The following is a 17,704-nucleotide window of genomic DNA, read 5'->3' on the forward strand; positions in this document are numbered from 1 at the left end:
AAAACCTGCTACTACGAGCAGGTTTTTGATTATGTGAAGTGTAACAATATGCTACATGGTAAATCTTATTTTGATGTAACGAATTCTGGGTAAGCACCTACGCCACAATCGTGCATATCCATGCCTTCCATCTCTTCTTCTTCGCTTACTCGGATACCAACCGTTGCTTTCAAGATACCCCAAACAACTAGGCTTGCACCAAATACCCAAGCAAAGATAACTGCCGCACCAAGAAGCTGAGAACCAAACGATGCATCACCGTTGCTTAGAGGCACTACCATTAGGCCAAATAAGCCACACACACCGTGAACTGAAATCGCACCCACTGGATCATCAATCTTAAGCTTGTCTAGGCCGATGATGCTGAATACTACTAGTGCACCAGCTACTGCGCCGATAGCAACTGCGTATAGTGGTGATGGTGATAGAGGATCCGCCGTGATAGCAACCAAACCAGCCAACGCACCGTTTAGGATCATAGTAAGGTCAGCTTTGCCCCACGTAGTCTTACATACAAACAGTGCTGCAATTGAACCTGCTGCTGCTGCTGCATTGGTGTTTAGGAAGATTTGACCAACTGCAGTTGCGTTCTCGAAGTCTGAAACCATTAGCTGAGAACCGCCGTTAAAGCCGAACCAACCAAACCATAGAATGAACGTACCTAGTGTTGCTAGAGGCATGTTTGAACCTGGGATTGGGTGGATTTCACCATTTTTGCCGTATTTACCTTTACGAGCACCCAGTAGCAGTACGCCAGCTAGAGCTGCAGATGCACCTGCCAAGTGAACAATACCTGAACCAGCAAAGTCACTGAAACCAGCTTCAGAAAGGAAACCACCGCCCCAAGTCCAGTAACCTTCAATTGGGTAGATAAATGCCGTCAGGATTGCAGAGAAGACTAGGAATGACCATAACTTCATACGCTCAGCAACCGCACCTGACACAACAGACATCGCTGTTGCAACAAATACCACTTGGAAGAAGAAATCTGATTCTAGTGAATGGTCTGCGCCTTCACTTTGTGAACCAATCAAACCACCGAATGATGGTAACCAACCGCCTTCACCGTTACCAACGTACATGATGTTGTAACCAACAACTAAGTAAGTAGTACATGCAATCGCGTACAAGCAAAAGTTTTTGGTTAAAATTTCTGTTGTATTTTTCGAGCGTACTAGACCTGCTTCAAGCATCGCAAAGCCCGCTGCCATCCACATTACCAACGCACCAGAAATGAGGAAGAAAAAGGTGTCAAATGCGTAACGTAACTCCGTTACAGTTGTTGCTAATTCCATAATAATTCTCCAATCCCTTGAAATACTTAAAGTGCTTCTGCGTCCATTTCACCAGTACGGATACGCACAGCATGACTCAGGTCATAAACAAAAATCTTGCCATCGCCGATTTTTCCGGTTTGCGCCGCTTTCGTGATTGCTTCCACCACGCGATCCACATTATCGGCATGGGTTGCAATTTCTATTTTCACTTTTGGCAGAAAATCAACCTGATATTCTGCGCCACGGTACAATTCCGTGTGACCTTTTTGGCGGCCAAAACCTTTAACTTCTGATACTGTCATCCCTTCGATGCCGACGTCAGCTAGCGCTTCACGAACATCGTCTAACTTAAACGGCTTAATAATGGCATTGATTATTTTCATTAAATTCTCTCCGAAGCATTCATCCTGAAACACTTCCTCTAATCCAATCTGCGTGCCAAGTTTTTAAGTAATTGATTTTAAAATACTAACAACTAATTTTATCGATACAAATAAAAAGAGCGCACCATTACGGTGCGCTCGCTTCCCAAAAACAAGGCAATTGCCAGTTCATTACCCAAAACTGTGCATCAAATGTTCAAGAAATCTTTCCATTGCTCTATAAGAGATACAAAGTCCTCTATGCCACAACTGGCAGTACTTTCTGAGTCGTAGAAATCAAATTCATTATCTAAATCTATCGACTCCTCATATCCCTGTGCCAGAGTATTCTCCTGCACCAGAACTTCATCACCATGAACCATAATGCTAATTTCTGTGCCAGTTAAAGTATGCTCTTGAGAAGGCGAAGAAAAAGAAGCTTCGATTAGCGCTTCAACCTGACGCATTTTGGCAGGGTCTTTACCAATTTCCTCTTGCAGCCAGCGCCCTACAATCTCATGCCCCATACTGCATTTTACGTAGTACTCGCCCATCAACGTATTGCGGATGAATTCAAATTCCATTGAGATTGCCTTTTCGTATCAATTTGGTGCGGAGTATACCTAATTAAGCATGGATCCCAAAATGACTTGAAAACGCACCTCTAAAAGCAAGTCAGAGACTGTTTTGGGGCATAAAAAAAGCACCTCTTCTGAGGTGCTTTCTATTGGTGCATTTCGCTAATTATGCAGGCTCTTGGAAGATAACCGTGTCTGCTTTCTTAGTGTACTGATCCATCTTATGGAAGTTTAGGTAGCGATATGTGTCAGCCGCTGTTGCGTTGATCTTCGCTGCGTACTCTAGGTACTCTTCCTTAGTTGGGATACGACCCAGGATTGCACCTACTGCCGCTAGTTCTGCTGAAGAAAGGTAAACGTTAGCACCCGTACCCAGACGGTTCGGGAAGTTACGCGTTGATGTAGACATCACTGTCGCTTTGTCTGCTACGCGAGCTTGGTTACCCATACATAGAGAACATCCCGGAGTTTCGATACGTACACCTGCACGACCGTAGATACCGTAGTAACCTTCTTCCGTTAGCTGGTCACGGTCCATCTTAGTTGGCGGAGCCACCCATAGACGCGTGCTTAGCTGACCACCCCATTGCTCAAGCAGTTTACCTGCAGCACGGAAGTGACCGATGTTAGTCATACATGAACCGATGAATACTTCATCGATTTCAGTACCTTGTACTTCAGATAGTAGACGCGCATCATCTGGATCGTTTGGAGCACATAGAATTGGCTCGTTGATTTCCGCCAGGTCAATCTCGATTACGTGCGCGTATTCCGCATCCGCATCCGCTTCCATCAGCTCAGGGTTAGCCAACCACTCTTGCATCGCAGTAATACGACGCTCGATAGTACGACGGTCACCGTAACCTTCAGAGATCATCCACTTAAGCATGGTGATGTTCGAGTTCAGGTACTCTTCGATCGACGCTTGAGACAGTTTAACTGTACAACCTGCCGCTGAACGCTCTGCCGAAGCATCTGAAAGTTCAAACGCTTGCTCAACCGTTAAGTGCTCAACACCTTCAATCTCTAGTACGCGACCAGAGAATTCGTTGATCTTACCTGCTTTCTCTACTGTCAACAGACCTTGTTTGATCGCGTAGTAAGGGATCGCATGTACCAGGTCACGTAGTGTGATACCCGGTTGCATTTCACCTTTAAAGCGAACCAGGATTGATTCTGGCATATCCAGTGGCATAACACCTGTTGCCGCTGCGAATGCAACCAGACCAGAACCTGCCGGGAATGAAATACCCAGAGGGAAACGAGTATGCGAGTCACCACCTGTACCTACAGTATCAGGCAGAAGCATACGGTTTAGCCATGAGTGGATAACACCGTCACCTGGACGTAGAGAAACACCACCACGGTTCATGATGAAATCAGGTAGAGTGTGATGAGTGTTCACGTCAACTGGTTTAGGGTATGCAGATGTATGACAGAAAGACTGCATTACTAGGTCTGCAGAGAAGCCCAGACACGCAAGATCTTTAAGCTCATCACGAGTCATCGGACCGGTTGTATCCTGAGAACCTACTGTTGTCATCTTAGGCTCACAGTAAGTACCTGGACGTACGCCTTCTACGCCACAAGCTTTACCAACCATCTTCTGTGCAAGCGAGTAACCTTTGCCTGAGTCAGCAACATCACCTGGCTTACGGAAGATAGCTGACGACTCTAGACCTAGAGATTGACGCGCTTTGTCTGTCAGACCACGACCGATGATCAGTGGAATACGACCACCAGCACGTACTTCATCAATCAGTACGTCTGTTTTTAGCTTAAATTCAGCCAGAGTTTCGCCAGTTTCGTGGTTACATACCTTGCCTTCAAATGGGTAAACGTCGATAACATCGCCCATGTTCAGCTTAGATACGTCAACCTCGATTGGTAGCGCGCCCGCGTCTTCCATTGTGTTAAAGAAGATAGGTGCAATTTTACCACCAAGCACGTAACCGCCAGCACGTTTGTTTGGTACGTTAGGGATATCATCGCCCATGAACCAAAGTACTGAGTTAGTTGCAGATTTACGTGAAGAACCTGTACCTACTACGTCACCAACGTAAACTAGCTGATGACCTTTAGATTGAAGATCTTCGATCTGCTTGATTGGACCAATACTACCTGGTTGATCAGGATTGATACCTTCACGCTCGTTTTTAAGCATTGCAAGTGCGTGAACAGGGATATCAGGACGAGACCAAGCATCAGGTGCTGGAGACAGGTCATCGGTGTTTGTTTCACCAGTAACCTTGAATACAGTCAGAGTGATTTTTTCTTGTAGCTCAGGCTTAGACAGGAACCATTCCGCATCAGCCCAAGATTGTAGAACTTGTTGTGCAAACGTATTGCCTGATTTAGCTTTCTCTTCAACATCGTAGAAAGCATCAAACATAAGTAGAGTGTGAGATAGCTCTTTTGCAGCAATTGACGCAAGTGCATCATCGTCCAGTAGATTAACCAATGGTTCGATGTTGTAACCACCTTGCATAGTACCTAGCAATTCAGCAGCTTTTTCACGGCTTACAAGTGGAGAAGAAACATCACCTTTTGTCACAGCTGTTAGGAAACCAGCTTTAACATACGCCGCTTCATCAACGCCTGGTGGAATACGATTCTCTAGCAGGTCAAGAAGAAACTCTTCTTCACCTTGAGGGGGATTTTTAAGAAGCTCCACAAGGCCTGCAACTTGCTCAGCATCTAGTGGTTTAGGTACAACTCCTTCGGCAGCACGCTCTGCGACGTGTTTACGGTAGGCTTCAAGCACGACTTTTTCCTCTCATTGCGGTTCCTCCTCTATTATTACTATTCTTAAAGTAAAGGAGTGAACATCCTTGGAAACTTGGCTCTCCATTGCCCTTGTTTTCATTCAATAATGATTGAGAAACAGCGCCGTAGAGGCCAAACTGTGGGCCAAATAATAGCAAATTTAACCTTCAATTAAAATGTCATCATTTTGACCAACATAGCAACTTACGACTAAAGTCCTGCTAATTTTGACCAAATATGTCGAGGTTAAGCTTTCTTGTGGCAATTAATTAAACGAGGTTCCTACGATCAAATACACAGCTTCCAAGTTCTGCTCTGTACGACCATAAGCCAACATTATAGGCCCGATTGGCGAATCGACCCCAAAAAATACTGAGCCCGCGTTATATAAAGGCGCGTCATTCAGTTTCAAATCATTATCTGACCACACACCGCCATATTCTGCTGATGCGCCTATATACACCGGAGCCTCAAACAACCCGAAATCATTATCGAACCATTTATAGCGGTAGACCAGACTGCTGAAGAATAAATCCTGTCCAATTAAGCTATTTCTCGGAATACCAGAAAGGTTCAAAAAGCCACCTAACTCCCGTGGGTCGAGTGGAATGGTAGAATTTTTGCTCTCAACAAAGCTATATTCAGCATGTCCGACTAAAGTATGACGCTGATAACTCACTGCTCCCTTAAATCGAGCAGAAATTTCATACACGGTATCCTCGACCGTGGCCTCCGAATCTAAGAAGTTGTCGCCTTCCGGACTTTTATCGTGAGAGACCAAATATTCCAGATCAACAAGCAAACCGTGAGTAGGAAAAGCAAAGTCATCCAGAGTATCTAAACGGTATTTCGCGAACAGCCCAAGTCGATCAAAATCCAACGCTCCAGCAGAGGCAAGCGTAGAAAGCTCAACCTTCCCTTTGGAATAGCGGCCACCCAAACGTAACTCTTGCCATAACGTTGGCTGAAGGCCAATCGAAATCTCTGAGGTAAAATCACTGTACGAGACAGGAAAAAAATCATCCACGGCGCTGATATCTGGGTTTTGAAAGTCGCTAAGCGGTAAGTGTCGACTTTCATTACTGTAGGCCATTCTGGCAGAAACAAAAAGCTTCTGGGTGGACAGAATCGGAGAGTACAATTCAGCTTCAATCAACTTATCCGTGCCCATTTCTACATTAAATGCCAGTTCTGCACCGTGAGAGTTCAGGTTGGTAAAGTTGGTGGACATGCCGATGCCGTATTGACTGTCGGTGTCAAAATCATCTTCAAGGAAAAATCTAAAATTGAGATAGTTGGGACCCCATGACTTCTCGTTCACAGTGAATACCAGACGCGTAGAACCTGCGACTTCCTCATAGTCATAAGTAATCAGCTCGAAACGATCGAGTGCGTAAAGGTTTTCAACTGCTTTTTCGATTTCTTCCATCGGGATTTTACGTCCCGTTTCTAAATGCAGGCGATTAGTCAGCAGAACGTCACTATAGTGCGTGTTGTTTACAATCACGACCTCATCGACCACACGGTCATCTCCGTGTACTAATGCTTTTCGCGCATCTTGTTTGCGTTCGATGTATTTCTGGTAATCCGCACTTGATACACTTAACCCCTTGAGTTTCGACGCCATCTCTTTGGTGATCTCATACCCAGACTGAAACGCCGATGGCATTTTATCGAACTCAACGGTTTCCATCTGACCGACATTAGGACGAATGTAAACATCTTGTTCTTCAAGCGCTTCTACTTGTTGTTGAGTACTGCGGCGCACAAGATAGTTAGAGAGTTGGTCTGCGACGGTAAACAGGCCAGTAAAATCTTCCTCGTTTTTATAATCGGTACTGATATCTACGGCGATGACAACATCAGCTCCCATTGCGCGAGCAACATCGACTGGCATGTTATTCACCACGCCACCATCAACCAGCATGTGACCGTTTAACTGGTAAGGAGGAAGCGCGCCGGGCACAGACATGCTGGCCATCATTGCATCGATTAGGTAGCCGTTGCCTATTACCACCTCTTCAAGCTCTAAGATATCAGTCGCAACAGAGCGATAAGGTATGGCTAGTTCATCAAAGGAATCGAAACGCCCCAGATTCCCAGTGGTCTCGCGCAGAATACGCAGCATGTTCTGGCCTTGCACCACGCCGTTAGGAGCACGGATTTCACCAAACCTCAGCCCAAGGTCCGTGTAAATTTGATAACGGTCTTCATATTCTTTATCTCGAACTCGGCGTTGACTTCGGTCTACGCGATCCCGATAGCCACCATTCCAGTCGACAGTGTAGATAAAGCTTTCAATCTCATCGGCACTCATGCCCGTGGCGTACAGACCACCAACATAGGCCCCCATGCTGGTTCCCGTAATGATATCAACAGGGATCTGCATCTCTTCTAGAGCTTTGAGGACACCAATATGAGCCGCACCTTTTGCACCACCACCAGCAAGAACCACAGCAATTTTTGGACGCGATACTGATGTATCGTCCTGAGTTTGAGCCACAGAAGGCGTAACGATCAAAAAGAGGCTAACCCAAAGCGTTAAATAGCGATTTAATGGGCTTAATGACAACTTTTTGAACATTCACATCTTCCTTTATTGAATCTCTGGTCACATGGACGTGCTGATGACAGGTGGTTAACATCACCTTAACTCTTCACACGCCCTAATATGTACTAAGAATTGACCAGTTAAACAAGTTTATGAATTCTATTTAGCGAGTTTACCAATCAAATAACTCATTAAGCCAGCTAGACTTTTTCTCACACTGTTGTTTTATCTGACCTGTTTTATCCCAAACTGGCAGTTTATATTCACTACGACAGTTCATTTCTAAACTTCCGTCAGCGGCTTGTTTAAAGCCCAACGTAGTCACTTCTTTAGGCCAAGGAAGCTCTAAACGTTCAGGGATACGCAGAGACAGATATTCAGAATATACCCGCAAAGCACCGCTTGCCCCTGTCAGATTGGTTGGCTTGTTATCGTCTCGTCCCAACCAAATGGTTGTCACTTCTCGACCATCAACACCAACGAACCAGCTGTCTCGTGTATCGTTACTGGTGCCCGTTTTACCGGCTAGTGCAGCCCATGCAAATTGGTTCTGTAAAAAACGTCCCGTGCCCTGAGCAACACCTTGCTTCATCGCGTACGTGGTCAACCAAGCTGCTTGTTCATCAACCTCTCGCGAGGAGCGAGGGAGTGACTGATACAACACGTTACCGTCCATATCAATAACTGAGCTCAGTGCCGACAATTTAGCGCGCTTACCTGAGTTCGTCAGAGTTTGATACATCTGTGCCACCTCTAAAGGCGTCAAAGAGAACGCGCCAAGGAACATAGAAGGAACTGGACGAATCTCATCTTTATTCACCCCTAAAAGCTCTAGTGTATTGGTAACTTCAGGGATACCAAGCTCCATACCCAAACGAACCGTTGGCACGTTAAGAGAGCTCGCTAATGCAAGATAAAGGGGAACATCACCGCGGTATTTTCGGTCATAATTCCGAGGTGTCCAAACCGTGCCTTCACTGCCTTTCAAACTTAAAGGCGTATCGTGCAAAGTCGTACCCAAGTTGTACTTATCTGGCTGGCCAAGAGCCGTCAGGTAAATAGCTGGTTTCACCAACGAACCAATTGGGCGGCTCGCGTTGAGTGCCCGGTTGAAGCCCTCATAACCGACTCGTTTACCACCAACCATAGCGCGGATTTCACCACTGTGACGGTCAACGGCCACCGCAGCTGCTTCTAGATCTTTGCCGCCTCGCTTGGCCAAATCAGGGATCTTCTTGGCAATCGCCTGTTCCATTTTGCTTTGCGACACCGGATCCAGTGATGTGAATACACGTAAGCCTGTTTCCGCTTTAAACTGATCGCCGACTTTTTCTTTCAGCTCGAGATTCAGCTGCTGGAAATAAGCTGGCTGACGGCTGGCAATACGAGGCGTTTTTTGTGTGTCTAACGATCGGCTCGCAGCTTGTTCATACTCTTGAGCTGTCAGCATATCTTGATCCATCAGCAAACGCAGTACCAAGTCACGGCGCTCTTTGGTGCGTTCTGGATAGCGAACCGGGTTGTAATATGAAGGGCCTTTTACCATCCCCACCAGCATCGCGAGTTGATCAACGCGCAACTCTTGAATCGGAGCGCCGAAGTAATAGCGAGAAGCCAAGCCAAACCCGTGGATCGCTTCACCGCCACTTTGCCCCAAATACACCTCATTTAAGTAGGCTTCCAAGATACGGTCTTTGCTGTAGCGATAATCCAAGATCAACGCGATGTAAGCTTCGCGAAGCTTACGCCACAATGTCTTGTCACGGGTTAAAAATAGGTTTTTAGCAAGCTGCTGTGTCAACGTACTGCCACCTTGAACCGTACGGCCAGCTTTGATGTTGGCAAGGAGAGCACGTCCAATTGCCAGCGGCGAAACACCGTCATGTTGGTAAAAATGACGATCTTCGGTAGCAAGCAGTGCATCGACCAAAATTTCGGGAATTTGATCCCGGCGCAGGAATAGTCGTTGCTCATCCTGATCTTTTTCCAGCATCCCCAGCATTTTTGGTTCAAGACGCAAATAGCCGAGATCACCCTTAGATTCCAGAGACTGGATACGTTGCAAGCCACTGTCAGAGAAATGCAGCATGACATGACGATCCGGCTCCGGACCATCAGCAAATTCAAATGGGCGACGAATTAATTCGATGCGAGTCGAAGAGGAAGAGTATTCACCAGGATAACTAGGGTTACTCACCTTACGGTAGTTGAGTACGTCCAGTTCATTCCTAAGCTCTTTAATGGTGAGGTTTTCACCCGGGTTTAAATTTAAAATTCGGGCATAGACAACCGTAGGTAATTCAAACAGCTGACCATCAAAGCGCTCTTTTACCACGCTATCCAAATAGATGCCGACAAACAGCAATACCGCCGCGAGCGCAATGCCTGCTTTCCAACCAAACGACCACAACGTCTTTAACCAAGAACGTTTGCCATTGGTTGGCTTTTTGCTCGGAGTACGTTTGGTACGCCTAGCCCTACGGTCCGTTGTCTCTTTCTTCGCAGGCGCTTTGCTCGCGCTTGACTTCTTACTGTTAGTCATTATTCAATTGTCTTTTCGTTTTCGTTGTCGCTACATGGTTTGCTGGATCATCTGGCCACACGTGTTTCGGATAACGGCCTTTCATCTCTTTTTGCACGTCTTTATAGCTACCCTTCCAAAAGGCTGAGAGATCCGTGGTCACTTGTAATGGGCGCTGTGCCGGAGAAAGCAACTCAAGTACCAAAGGTTTTCGCCCAAGAGCAACCGTTGGCGAAGCAGACTCTCCAAACATTTCCTGCATCCGCACAGACAATACTGGCTCATGTCCGTATTGATAACGAATGCGTTTTTTGGTGCCCGTTGGTAGCTGATAGTCTTCCGGTAACCATTCATCAAGATTCTGATTCAAAGGCCATCCCAAGCGGGCATTTAATGCTTCGGTTAGATTAACTTTATTCAGTTCCTTTAACGACGATACTGACGCCATGTATGGCTCTAACCACTCTTCTAATGATTCGAGTAAACTTGCTTCATCAAAACCTGGCCACTGTTGTTCAGGTAACCATTCCACGGCGCAGCGAATGCGGGTAAGTAAGCTTTCTGCAGCCGGAGTCCAGTTTAGACTGCCTATGCCCTGACGGCGGACATAAGTGAGTAAAGCTTGTGTCATTTTTTCTTTACCCGGGCTAGGTAACGGCGCTCTATCAACAACTATCTGACCGATTTTTAATTGCTTCTCAGCCACTAAACGCCCTCTTTTTTCATCCCAATCTATTATTTCTTCAGATGAAAATAGCGAGCTAAAAGTCGATTGCAGTATATTAACGTCCAATTCACATGCCAAATGAATTTGACTCGAATTAGAGCGTGAACGCATCAAGTCAACCGTCACTAAATACTCACATTCACCCAAGGTATCTTCTGGACGACACTCCGCTCCATGGCCATTCGCCAGAGTAAATCGACCATCCTGATTGCTGCGTTGCTGCGCAATACGATCCGGAAACGCCAGACTCAGCACCAGCGGCAGTGCACTCTCATCAACATCTGAAAGAGAAAATGCACTATCCAGCTTAAGTGCAAGAGATTGCGCGCGTTTGAACAACAGTGATTTTTTCGGATGCGTGCCCATCACCCAACGATGCAAACTATGCGCGATATTAGTAACGTTTCTTTCCGGCTCTTCAATAAGGGCGACCGCTGCTAGCGCGGTATTTAACATTTTCTCACTGTGATGCGCAGATTTTATCAACATAGCTGCAGCGCGAGGCTCAACACCAAGTTCATGCGCCTGTTTACCGTCAGCAGTTAACTGACCTTGTTCTGTTAACTGCCCGAGAGAAATCAACAGCTGCTTCGCCTGACTCAAAGCTGCATAAGACGGAATATTAAGCCATTTGAGTTCCTGAATGTCGCTCGCGCCCCAAAAGGCTAACTCCATCACCAGACTGGCAAGATCTGAATGCAAAATTTCAGGCTGTGGCACCACAGGTTGCTGTTTTAACTGGCTTTCGGAATACAGACGAACGCAGATCCCCTCTTCGATTCGTCCTGCCCGCCCCATACGCTGAATGGCCGATGACTGGGCAATACGCACTTGTTCAAGACGAGTAAGTCCATTTTTTAGATCAAAACGCGCTATCCGCTCTAACCCTGAGTCAACGACAAGACGAATCCCTTCAATGGTCAGGGAGGTTTCCGCAATATTGGTTGCCAGTACGACTTTGCGCTTCCCCTTCGACGCAGGAGAAATGGCCTTTTGCTGATCGGCAAAACTCAATTGCCCATATAGCGGACATACTTCAACCTCTGCAGGCAAATGAGATAATCGCTCCTCAACCTGCTTGATAGCCGCAACGCCGGGAAGAAACGCCAACAATGAACCTGACTCTTTATTCATCAAGCTCTCAATCGTTTTTGCCATAAGACTTGGCAGATGATCGTTGACGCCTAACGGTGCATAGCGGGTTTCGACATCAAAACTTCGCCCTTCTGACTCAATAAAACTCGCTTCGGGTAACAGCGTTTGCAACGCATCTTGATCGAGTGTTGCCGACATCACCACCAGCTTGAGATCATCACGCAGCGCGTCCTGAACTTCTAAACTGAATGCCAAAGCAGTATCTGCATGAATACTACGCTCATGAAATTCATCGAAAATCAGTAGATCAACACCATCCAGCTCAGGGTCGTTTTGGATCATGCGCGTCATGATCCCTTCAGTCACGATCTCCAATTGCGTTGCAGCGCTTACCTTTGTCTCACCACGGACACGATATCCGACCCTCTGGCCAACTTGTTCACCTAATTGCTCGGCTAAATACCGCGCGATATTGCGTGCTGCTAATCGTCTTGGCTCAAGCATGATGATTTTTCCGGCCACCAGTTGGTGTTCCAGAAGTTGTAGAGGGAAGTAAGTCGACTTACCTGCACCCGGAGCGGCTTTTAAGATCACCTGATGTTGATTTTTGACCGCCGTAAGTAGCTGAGGCATCACGGCTTCAATCGGCAATTGTGACAAAGGAAATACCTTATGGTGTAATGATGGCAACATTGTACATAAAAAGTTTCCCGTCTAAATAAGCAAAATGCATTTCGAACCCGCTTTAGAGTCAGCAACTCTACTCAAACGCTATAAACGCTTTCTTGCCGATATTGAACTTGATAACGGCGAAGTTCGCACTATTCATTGTGCCAACACTGGTGCCATGACTGGTTGTGCCACGCCCGGTAACAAAGTTTGGTACTCAACTTCCGATAATCCTAAGCGGAAATACCCCAATAGTTGGGAGTTGAGTGAGACTGAACTCGGCCACCGTATTTGTATCAATACCGCGCGGGCTAACCAGTTAGCCGTTGAGGCTATTGAAAATAATGTCATTTCAGAGCTTTGCGGTTACGACACACTTCAAACTGAAGTAAAATATGGCAATGAAAATAGTCGAATTGATATCTTGCTCAGCGCAAGTGATAAACCAAAGTGTTATATAGAGGTGAAAAGCGTCACACTTCTTGATGAGACTAGCTCAAATGGGCAAGGATACTTTCCTGATGCGGTCACTACTCGTGGACAAAAGCATTTGAGAGAGCTCACAGAAATGGCACAAACTGGAAGTCGAGCCATACTTTTATTTACTGTTTTACACTCAGGTATTGAAAAAGTATCTGCGGCACACCATATAGACGCACAATATTCACAATTACTTAAACAAGCACAAGAAGCTGGAGTAGAAGTTCTCTGCTACAAAGCTGAACTGAGCAGTACTGACATAACACTGATTTCTGCTGTTGATTTCATCAATTTAGAGAAAAAATGATGTTGTCTTCACATTGACGATAAGTTTGCAAATCAGTATTTGCTTGCACCGCCTCTTTTTGCTATAGATACCCGCCTTAAATAAACTGCGTAGCAGTTGACTAGGTGTAAGTAGGAGATGCTGTATGCCAGAATCAAAGAAGAAAACAATTGGCATCCTAGCCATTGCAGGCGTGGAGCCATATCAGGAAAAACCTGGTGAAGAATACATGTCACCAGCACAAGTTGAACACTTTACTAAAATCCTAACGGCTTGGCGTGATCAACTAAGAGTTGAAGTGGATCGTACTGTTCACCACATGCAGGACGAAGCAGCAAACTTCCCGGATCCAGTTGACCGCGCTTCTCAAGAAGAAGAGTTCAGCCTAGAACTGCGTAATCGTGACCGTGAACGCCGTTTGATCAAGAAGATTGAAAAGACGCTAGACAAAATCAAAGATGATGATTTTGGCTACTGTGAGTCTTGTGGTGTTGAGATTGGCGTTCGCCGTCTTGAAGCACGTCCAACTGCAGACCTTTGTATTGACTGTAAAACACTTGCAGAAATCAAAGAGAAGCAGATGCAAGGTTAATTCCTACGCATTTTGATTATTGAAGGGAGCTCTGGCTCCCTTTTTGTTTTGGCTTATACCAATCTGAATAAGTAAATGACCAATTTATTGCGCAGGAATAATCGCTTAGAGCAAGAATGATTAAGTACTTATTTAGATTGGTATCATCTGAGATACACACGAATGACAAGCTATGTTGGCCGATTCGCTCCATCTCCTTCCGGTCCGCTGCATTTTGGCTCCCTGGTCGCTGCCCTTGGTAGTTATTTCCAGGCAAAAGCTAATCATGGCGAATGGTTAGTTCGAATAGAAGACCTCGATCCACCCAGAGAAATGCCCGGAGCATCAGAAGCAATTTTAGAAGCGCTGCAAGCTTACGAGCTATTCTGGGACGGCGAAGTGGTTTATCAGAGTCAACGTCATCATCTTTACCAAGCCCAAATTGATGCCTGGCTCGAAAACGGCGATGCGTACTACTGCCAATGTACACGTAAGCAAATTAAAGAGCACGGCGGGTTTTATCCGGGTACTTGCCGAGATAAAAACTTGAAAGAAGGCGCGATACGCCTAAAAATGACCAAACCAGTTGCCAGCTTCGTTGACCAGAAACATGGAACAATACAAATCCCTGAGCAGTTGGTTAATGAAGATTTCATTATTAAACGTCGAGATGGGTTATTTGCCTATAATCTTGCGGTAGTATTAGATGACATCGACCAAGGGGTGACCGAAGTCGTTCGAGGTGCTGATTTAATCGAGCCTACAGGACGTCAGATCAGCTTGTACCAAATTCTTGGTCAACCCGAGGTAAGTTACTTGCACTTACCACTGGCGATGGACAAAAACGGCAATAAACTGTCGAAGCAAAATCACGCAACGGCTATTGATATTAATGACCCTAAGCCAGCTCTGCTACGCGCTATGATGTTTTTGGGCTTTGATATTCCCGAAGAGATAAAAGCCAACAAGATTGCAGAGATTCTTCGTTGGGGCTGCGAAAACTGGCGGTTAGAACAACTTCCAGCAGAGATCGAGATCACCGCATGATTCTCAAATGCCCCTGTGTAGTGCTATCATTAGCCGCAAAATCAGCCCTAGGGCACAGAAAACTAACCAAAGCAAAATTGGATTAAACCCAGTTATTGCCAGATGCAGATGAATACAAACGACTATACAACAAGCGAACCTGCCACAATTCCAGAGCTCGCTCTCAATGTAATAACTCGTGAAGAGCACAACATTTCGCGCAAACAGATCAGTGATAATGCACTGAAGGTACTGTACCGCCTTAATGGAGCTGGTTTCGATGCTTTTCTTGTAGGTGGCGGGGTTCGAGACTTACTGCTTGGACAAAAACCTAAAGATTTTGATATTGCGACCAACGCGACGCCAGAGCAAATTAAGCAGCTGTTTAGAAACTGCCGCCTGATTGGCCGTCGTTTCCGTCTGGCTCATATTATGTTTGGGCGAGACATCATTGAGGTCGCGACTTTCCGTGGTCACCATCAAGAGCACAAAAACAAAAGCATCTCCCAGCAATCAAAAGAGGGCATGCTGCTACGTGACAACGTTTACGGCACCATTGATGAAGATGCTGAACGTCGGGATTTCACGATCAACTCGATGTACTACAACATCGCTGATTACTCTATTCATGACTATGCCCGTGGTATCGAAGACTTAGAGGATCGTCTGGTTCGCCTGATTGGTGATCCCGAGACCCGCTACCGCGAAGATCCCGTGCGCATGCTGCGCGCAATTCGTTTCGCGGTAAAACTCGATTTTGATATCGAAGAAGATACAGCGGCACCGATCGAAGAGATGTCAACTCTACTACGTGACATCCCGTCTGCTCGCCTGTTCGAAGAGTCATTAAAGCTACTTCAGTCTGGGCAGGGTCTGGAAACCTACCACCTGCTGCGCGAATATAACCTGTTCCAACAGCTTTTCCCTGCGATTTCTGAGCACTTCACAGAGGATTACTCATCTCACACTGAGCAGATGTTGGATCTGGTACTCGATTCCACAGATATGCGTATGGAAGAAGGTAAACGCATCAACCCTGCGTTTATGTTTGCTGCGATGTTGTGGTATCCACTTTGCGCCGTTGCCGACAAGCTGATGGAGCAACGTCATCTTGGTCACTACGATGCCATTATGGAATCGAGTAACATCATTCTGGATGAGCAAGTTCGCACCATCGCCATACCACGACGTCACACCGCGACTATCCGCGAGATTTGGCAACTGCAATTGCGTCTCCCACGACGCAACGGTAAACGTGCATTCCGCCTAATGGAGCTCAATAAATTTAGAGCTGGTTTCGACTTCCTTGAAATGCGCGGTGAAGTTGAAGGTGGCGAGACTGAGAAACTTGCCAAATGGTGGGGAACTTTCCAAAATGCAGGCCGTGAAATGCGCCAGGCAATGGCAGCCGATCTCGATGATCAGACACCTAAAGGCCCGCGTCGCCGTAAAACCTTCCGTAAGAAAAAGAGTAAGCCTAAATCATGATCACAGCGTACATTGCGGTAGGCAGTAACTTGGCTGAACCCGTCAGCCAAGCAAAGCAAGCGATCGAAGCTCTAAAAGCGTTGCCTGAATCAGAATTTATCAAAGCTTCAGAACTCTACAGCAGCACGCCAATGGGGCCACAGAACCAGCCGGATTACATCAATGCGGTCGTGGAGATCAAAACTAATTTGACGCCTCTGCAACTACTTGATTGCACCCAAGCAATTGAGCTGGAGCAAGGACGTGTCCGTAAAGATGAGCGTTGGGGGCCAAGAACACTGGATCTCGACATCATACTTTATGGCAATGAGGTGATTAATTCCGAAAGACTTACCATTCCTCATTATGGAATGAAAGTACGCGAGTTCGTTCTTTACCCTCTTGCGGAAATTGCACCAAGTTTACAACTCCCTGACGGGACCGAGGTCTCTTCACTACTGAAACAAGTAGATCGAAACGGCCTCAATATTTGGCAGTCATAGCCAACTCCTAGTAAGGATAAAACAATGAAAAAAATGACCATCAACGACCTGATGAAGTGGAAACAAGAAGGTCGTAAATTTGCTACTTCTACCGCTTATGATGCAAGCTTTGCTCAGCTTTTTGAAAGCCAGGAAATGCCAGTACTGCTAGTGGGTGATTCACTGGGTATGGTACTGCAAGGTGAAAACGATACTCTGCCTGTAACGGTAGACGATATCGTATACCACACTCGCTGTGTACGTGCAGGCAGCCCAAATTGTATGCTGATGGCAGATATGCCATTCATGAGCTACACCACACCAGAGCAAGCCTGCGAAAACGCAGCGAAAATCGTTCGTGCTGGCGCAAACATGGTGAAGATCGAAGGTGGTGATTGGTTAGTAGATACCGTTAAAATGCTCACTGAACGTGCTGTTCCTGTATGTGCACACCTTGGCCTGACACCTCAATCTGTAAACATCTTTGGTGGTTACAAAGTACAAGGCCGCGATCAGGATAAAGCGGATCGCATGGTAAAAGATGCACTGGCGCTGCAAGAAGCTGGCGCTCAAATCATACTACTAGAGTGTGTTCCTGCATCACTAGCGGAACGCATCACTCAGTTACTCGACGTGCCTGTAATAGGCATTGGTGCGGGTAATGTGACAGATGGTCAAATTCTTGTGATGCATGATATGTTCGGCATTTCAGCCAACTACATGCCAAAATTCTCCAAAAACTTTCTTGCTGAAACAGGTGATATGCGCAAAGCCGTTGCAAAATACATGGAAGATGTAGCAAACGGCGTATTCCCAGACGACGCTCATACCATTGCCTAGAGGACA

Annotated in this window: 13 protein-coding genes; 6 read left to right on the plus strand and 7 right to left on the minus strand. The window is 46.2% G+C overall.

The features are described 5' to 3' along the window. Positions 1-65: 65 nt before the first annotated feature. From WJM94_RS15405 to hrpB, 7 genes are all read right to left on the minus strand, one after another. Positions 66-1,295: an ammonium transporter gene (locus WJM94_RS15405; protein ID WP_444495074.1), complete on the minus strand. Its 1,230-nt coding sequence runs from the start codon at positions 1,293-1,295 to the stop codon at positions 66-68. 26 nt (positions 1,296-1,321) lie between these two features. Further along, a complete protein-coding gene (locus WJM94_RS15410; RefSeq protein WP_444495075.1) occupies positions 1,322-1,660 on the minus strand; it encodes a P-II family nitrogen regulator in 339 nt (112 codons plus the stop codon). 188 nt (positions 1,661-1,848) lie between these two features. Further along, the gene (locus WJM94_RS15415; RefSeq protein WP_444495076.1) at positions 1,849-2,223 is read right to left on the minus strand and encodes a YacL family protein; all 375 of its coding nucleotides are present in this window, start codon (positions 2,221-2,223) and stop codon (positions 1,849-1,851) included. 160 nt (positions 2,224-2,383) lie between these two features. Continuing rightward, positions 2,384-4,981: a bifunctional aconitate hydratase 2/2-methylisocitrate dehydratase gene (gene acnB / locus WJM94_RS15420; RefSeq protein WP_444495077.1), complete on the minus strand. Its 2,598-nt coding sequence runs from the start codon at positions 4,979-4,981 to the stop codon at positions 2,384-2,386. Positions 4,982-5,248: 267 nt separating this feature from the next. After that, positions 5,249-7,567, minus strand: coding sequence for a patatin-like phospholipase family protein (locus tag WJM94_RS15425; protein ID WP_444495078.1), 2,319 nt, complete (start codon positions 7,565-7,567; stop codon positions 5,249-5,251). Between the two features lie 139 nt (positions 7,568-7,706). Continuing rightward, positions 7,707-10,076: a penicillin-binding protein 1B gene (mrcB, locus tag WJM94_RS15430; protein WP_444495079.1), complete on the minus strand. Its 2,370-nt coding sequence runs from the start codon at positions 10,074-10,076 to the stop codon at positions 7,707-7,709. Then, the gene (gene hrpB / locus WJM94_RS15435) at positions 10,069-12,537 is read right to left on the minus strand and encodes an ATP-dependent helicase HrpB (protein ID WP_444495118.1); all 2,469 of its coding nucleotides are present in this window, start codon (positions 12,535-12,537) and stop codon (positions 10,069-10,071) included. Before hrpB ends, mrcB begins: the two co-directional genes overlap by 8 nt. 67 nt (positions 12,538-12,604) lie before the next feature. Here hrpB and sfsA point away from each other — a divergent pair, with 67 nt between their 5' ends. The 6 genes from sfsA to panB all read left to right on the plus strand — a co-directional run bounded on the left by sfsA (position 12,605) and on the right by panB (position 17,698). Continuing rightward, positions 12,605-13,333: a DNA/RNA nuclease SfsA gene (gene sfsA, locus WJM94_RS15440; protein ID WP_444495080.1), complete on the plus strand. Its 729-nt coding sequence runs from the start codon at positions 12,605-12,607 to the stop codon at positions 13,331-13,333. 124 nt (positions 13,334-13,457) lie between these two features. Beyond that, entirely contained in the window at positions 13,458-13,904 is a 447-nt protein-coding gene (dksA, locus tag WJM94_RS15445; RefSeq protein WP_444495081.1) for an RNA polymerase-binding protein DksA, read from the plus strand. Positions 13,905-14,066: 162 nt separating this feature from the next. Continuing rightward, a complete protein-coding gene (gene gluQRS, locus WJM94_RS15450) occupies positions 14,067-14,930 on the plus strand; it encodes a tRNA glutamyl-Q(34) synthetase GluQRS (RefSeq protein WP_444495082.1) in 864 nt (287 codons plus the stop codon). Positions 14,931-15,032: 102 nt separating this feature from the next. Further along, the gene (gene pcnB / locus WJM94_RS15455; protein WP_444495083.1) at positions 15,033-16,397 is read left to right on the plus strand and encodes a polynucleotide adenylyltransferase PcnB; all 1,365 of its coding nucleotides are present in this window, start codon (positions 15,033-15,035) and stop codon (positions 16,395-16,397) included. Further along, positions 16,394-16,879, plus strand: coding sequence for a 2-amino-4-hydroxy-6-hydroxymethyldihydropteridine diphosphokinase (gene folK, locus WJM94_RS15460; protein ID WP_444495084.1), 486 nt, complete (start codon positions 16,394-16,396; stop codon positions 16,877-16,879). The genes pcnB and folK overlap by 4 nt, the downstream gene beginning before the upstream one ends. 24 nt (positions 16,880-16,903) lie before the next feature. After that, positions 16,904-17,698, plus strand: coding sequence for a 3-methyl-2-oxobutanoate hydroxymethyltransferase (panB, locus tag WJM94_RS15465; protein ID WP_444495085.1), 795 nt, complete (start codon positions 16,904-16,906; stop codon positions 17,696-17,698). Positions 17,699-17,704: the final 6 nt, after the last annotated feature.

The organism is Vibrio sp. YIC-376, from assembly GCF_052353105.1.
GTDB lineage: Bacteria > Pseudomonadota > Gammaproteobacteria > Enterobacterales > Vibrionaceae > Vibrio.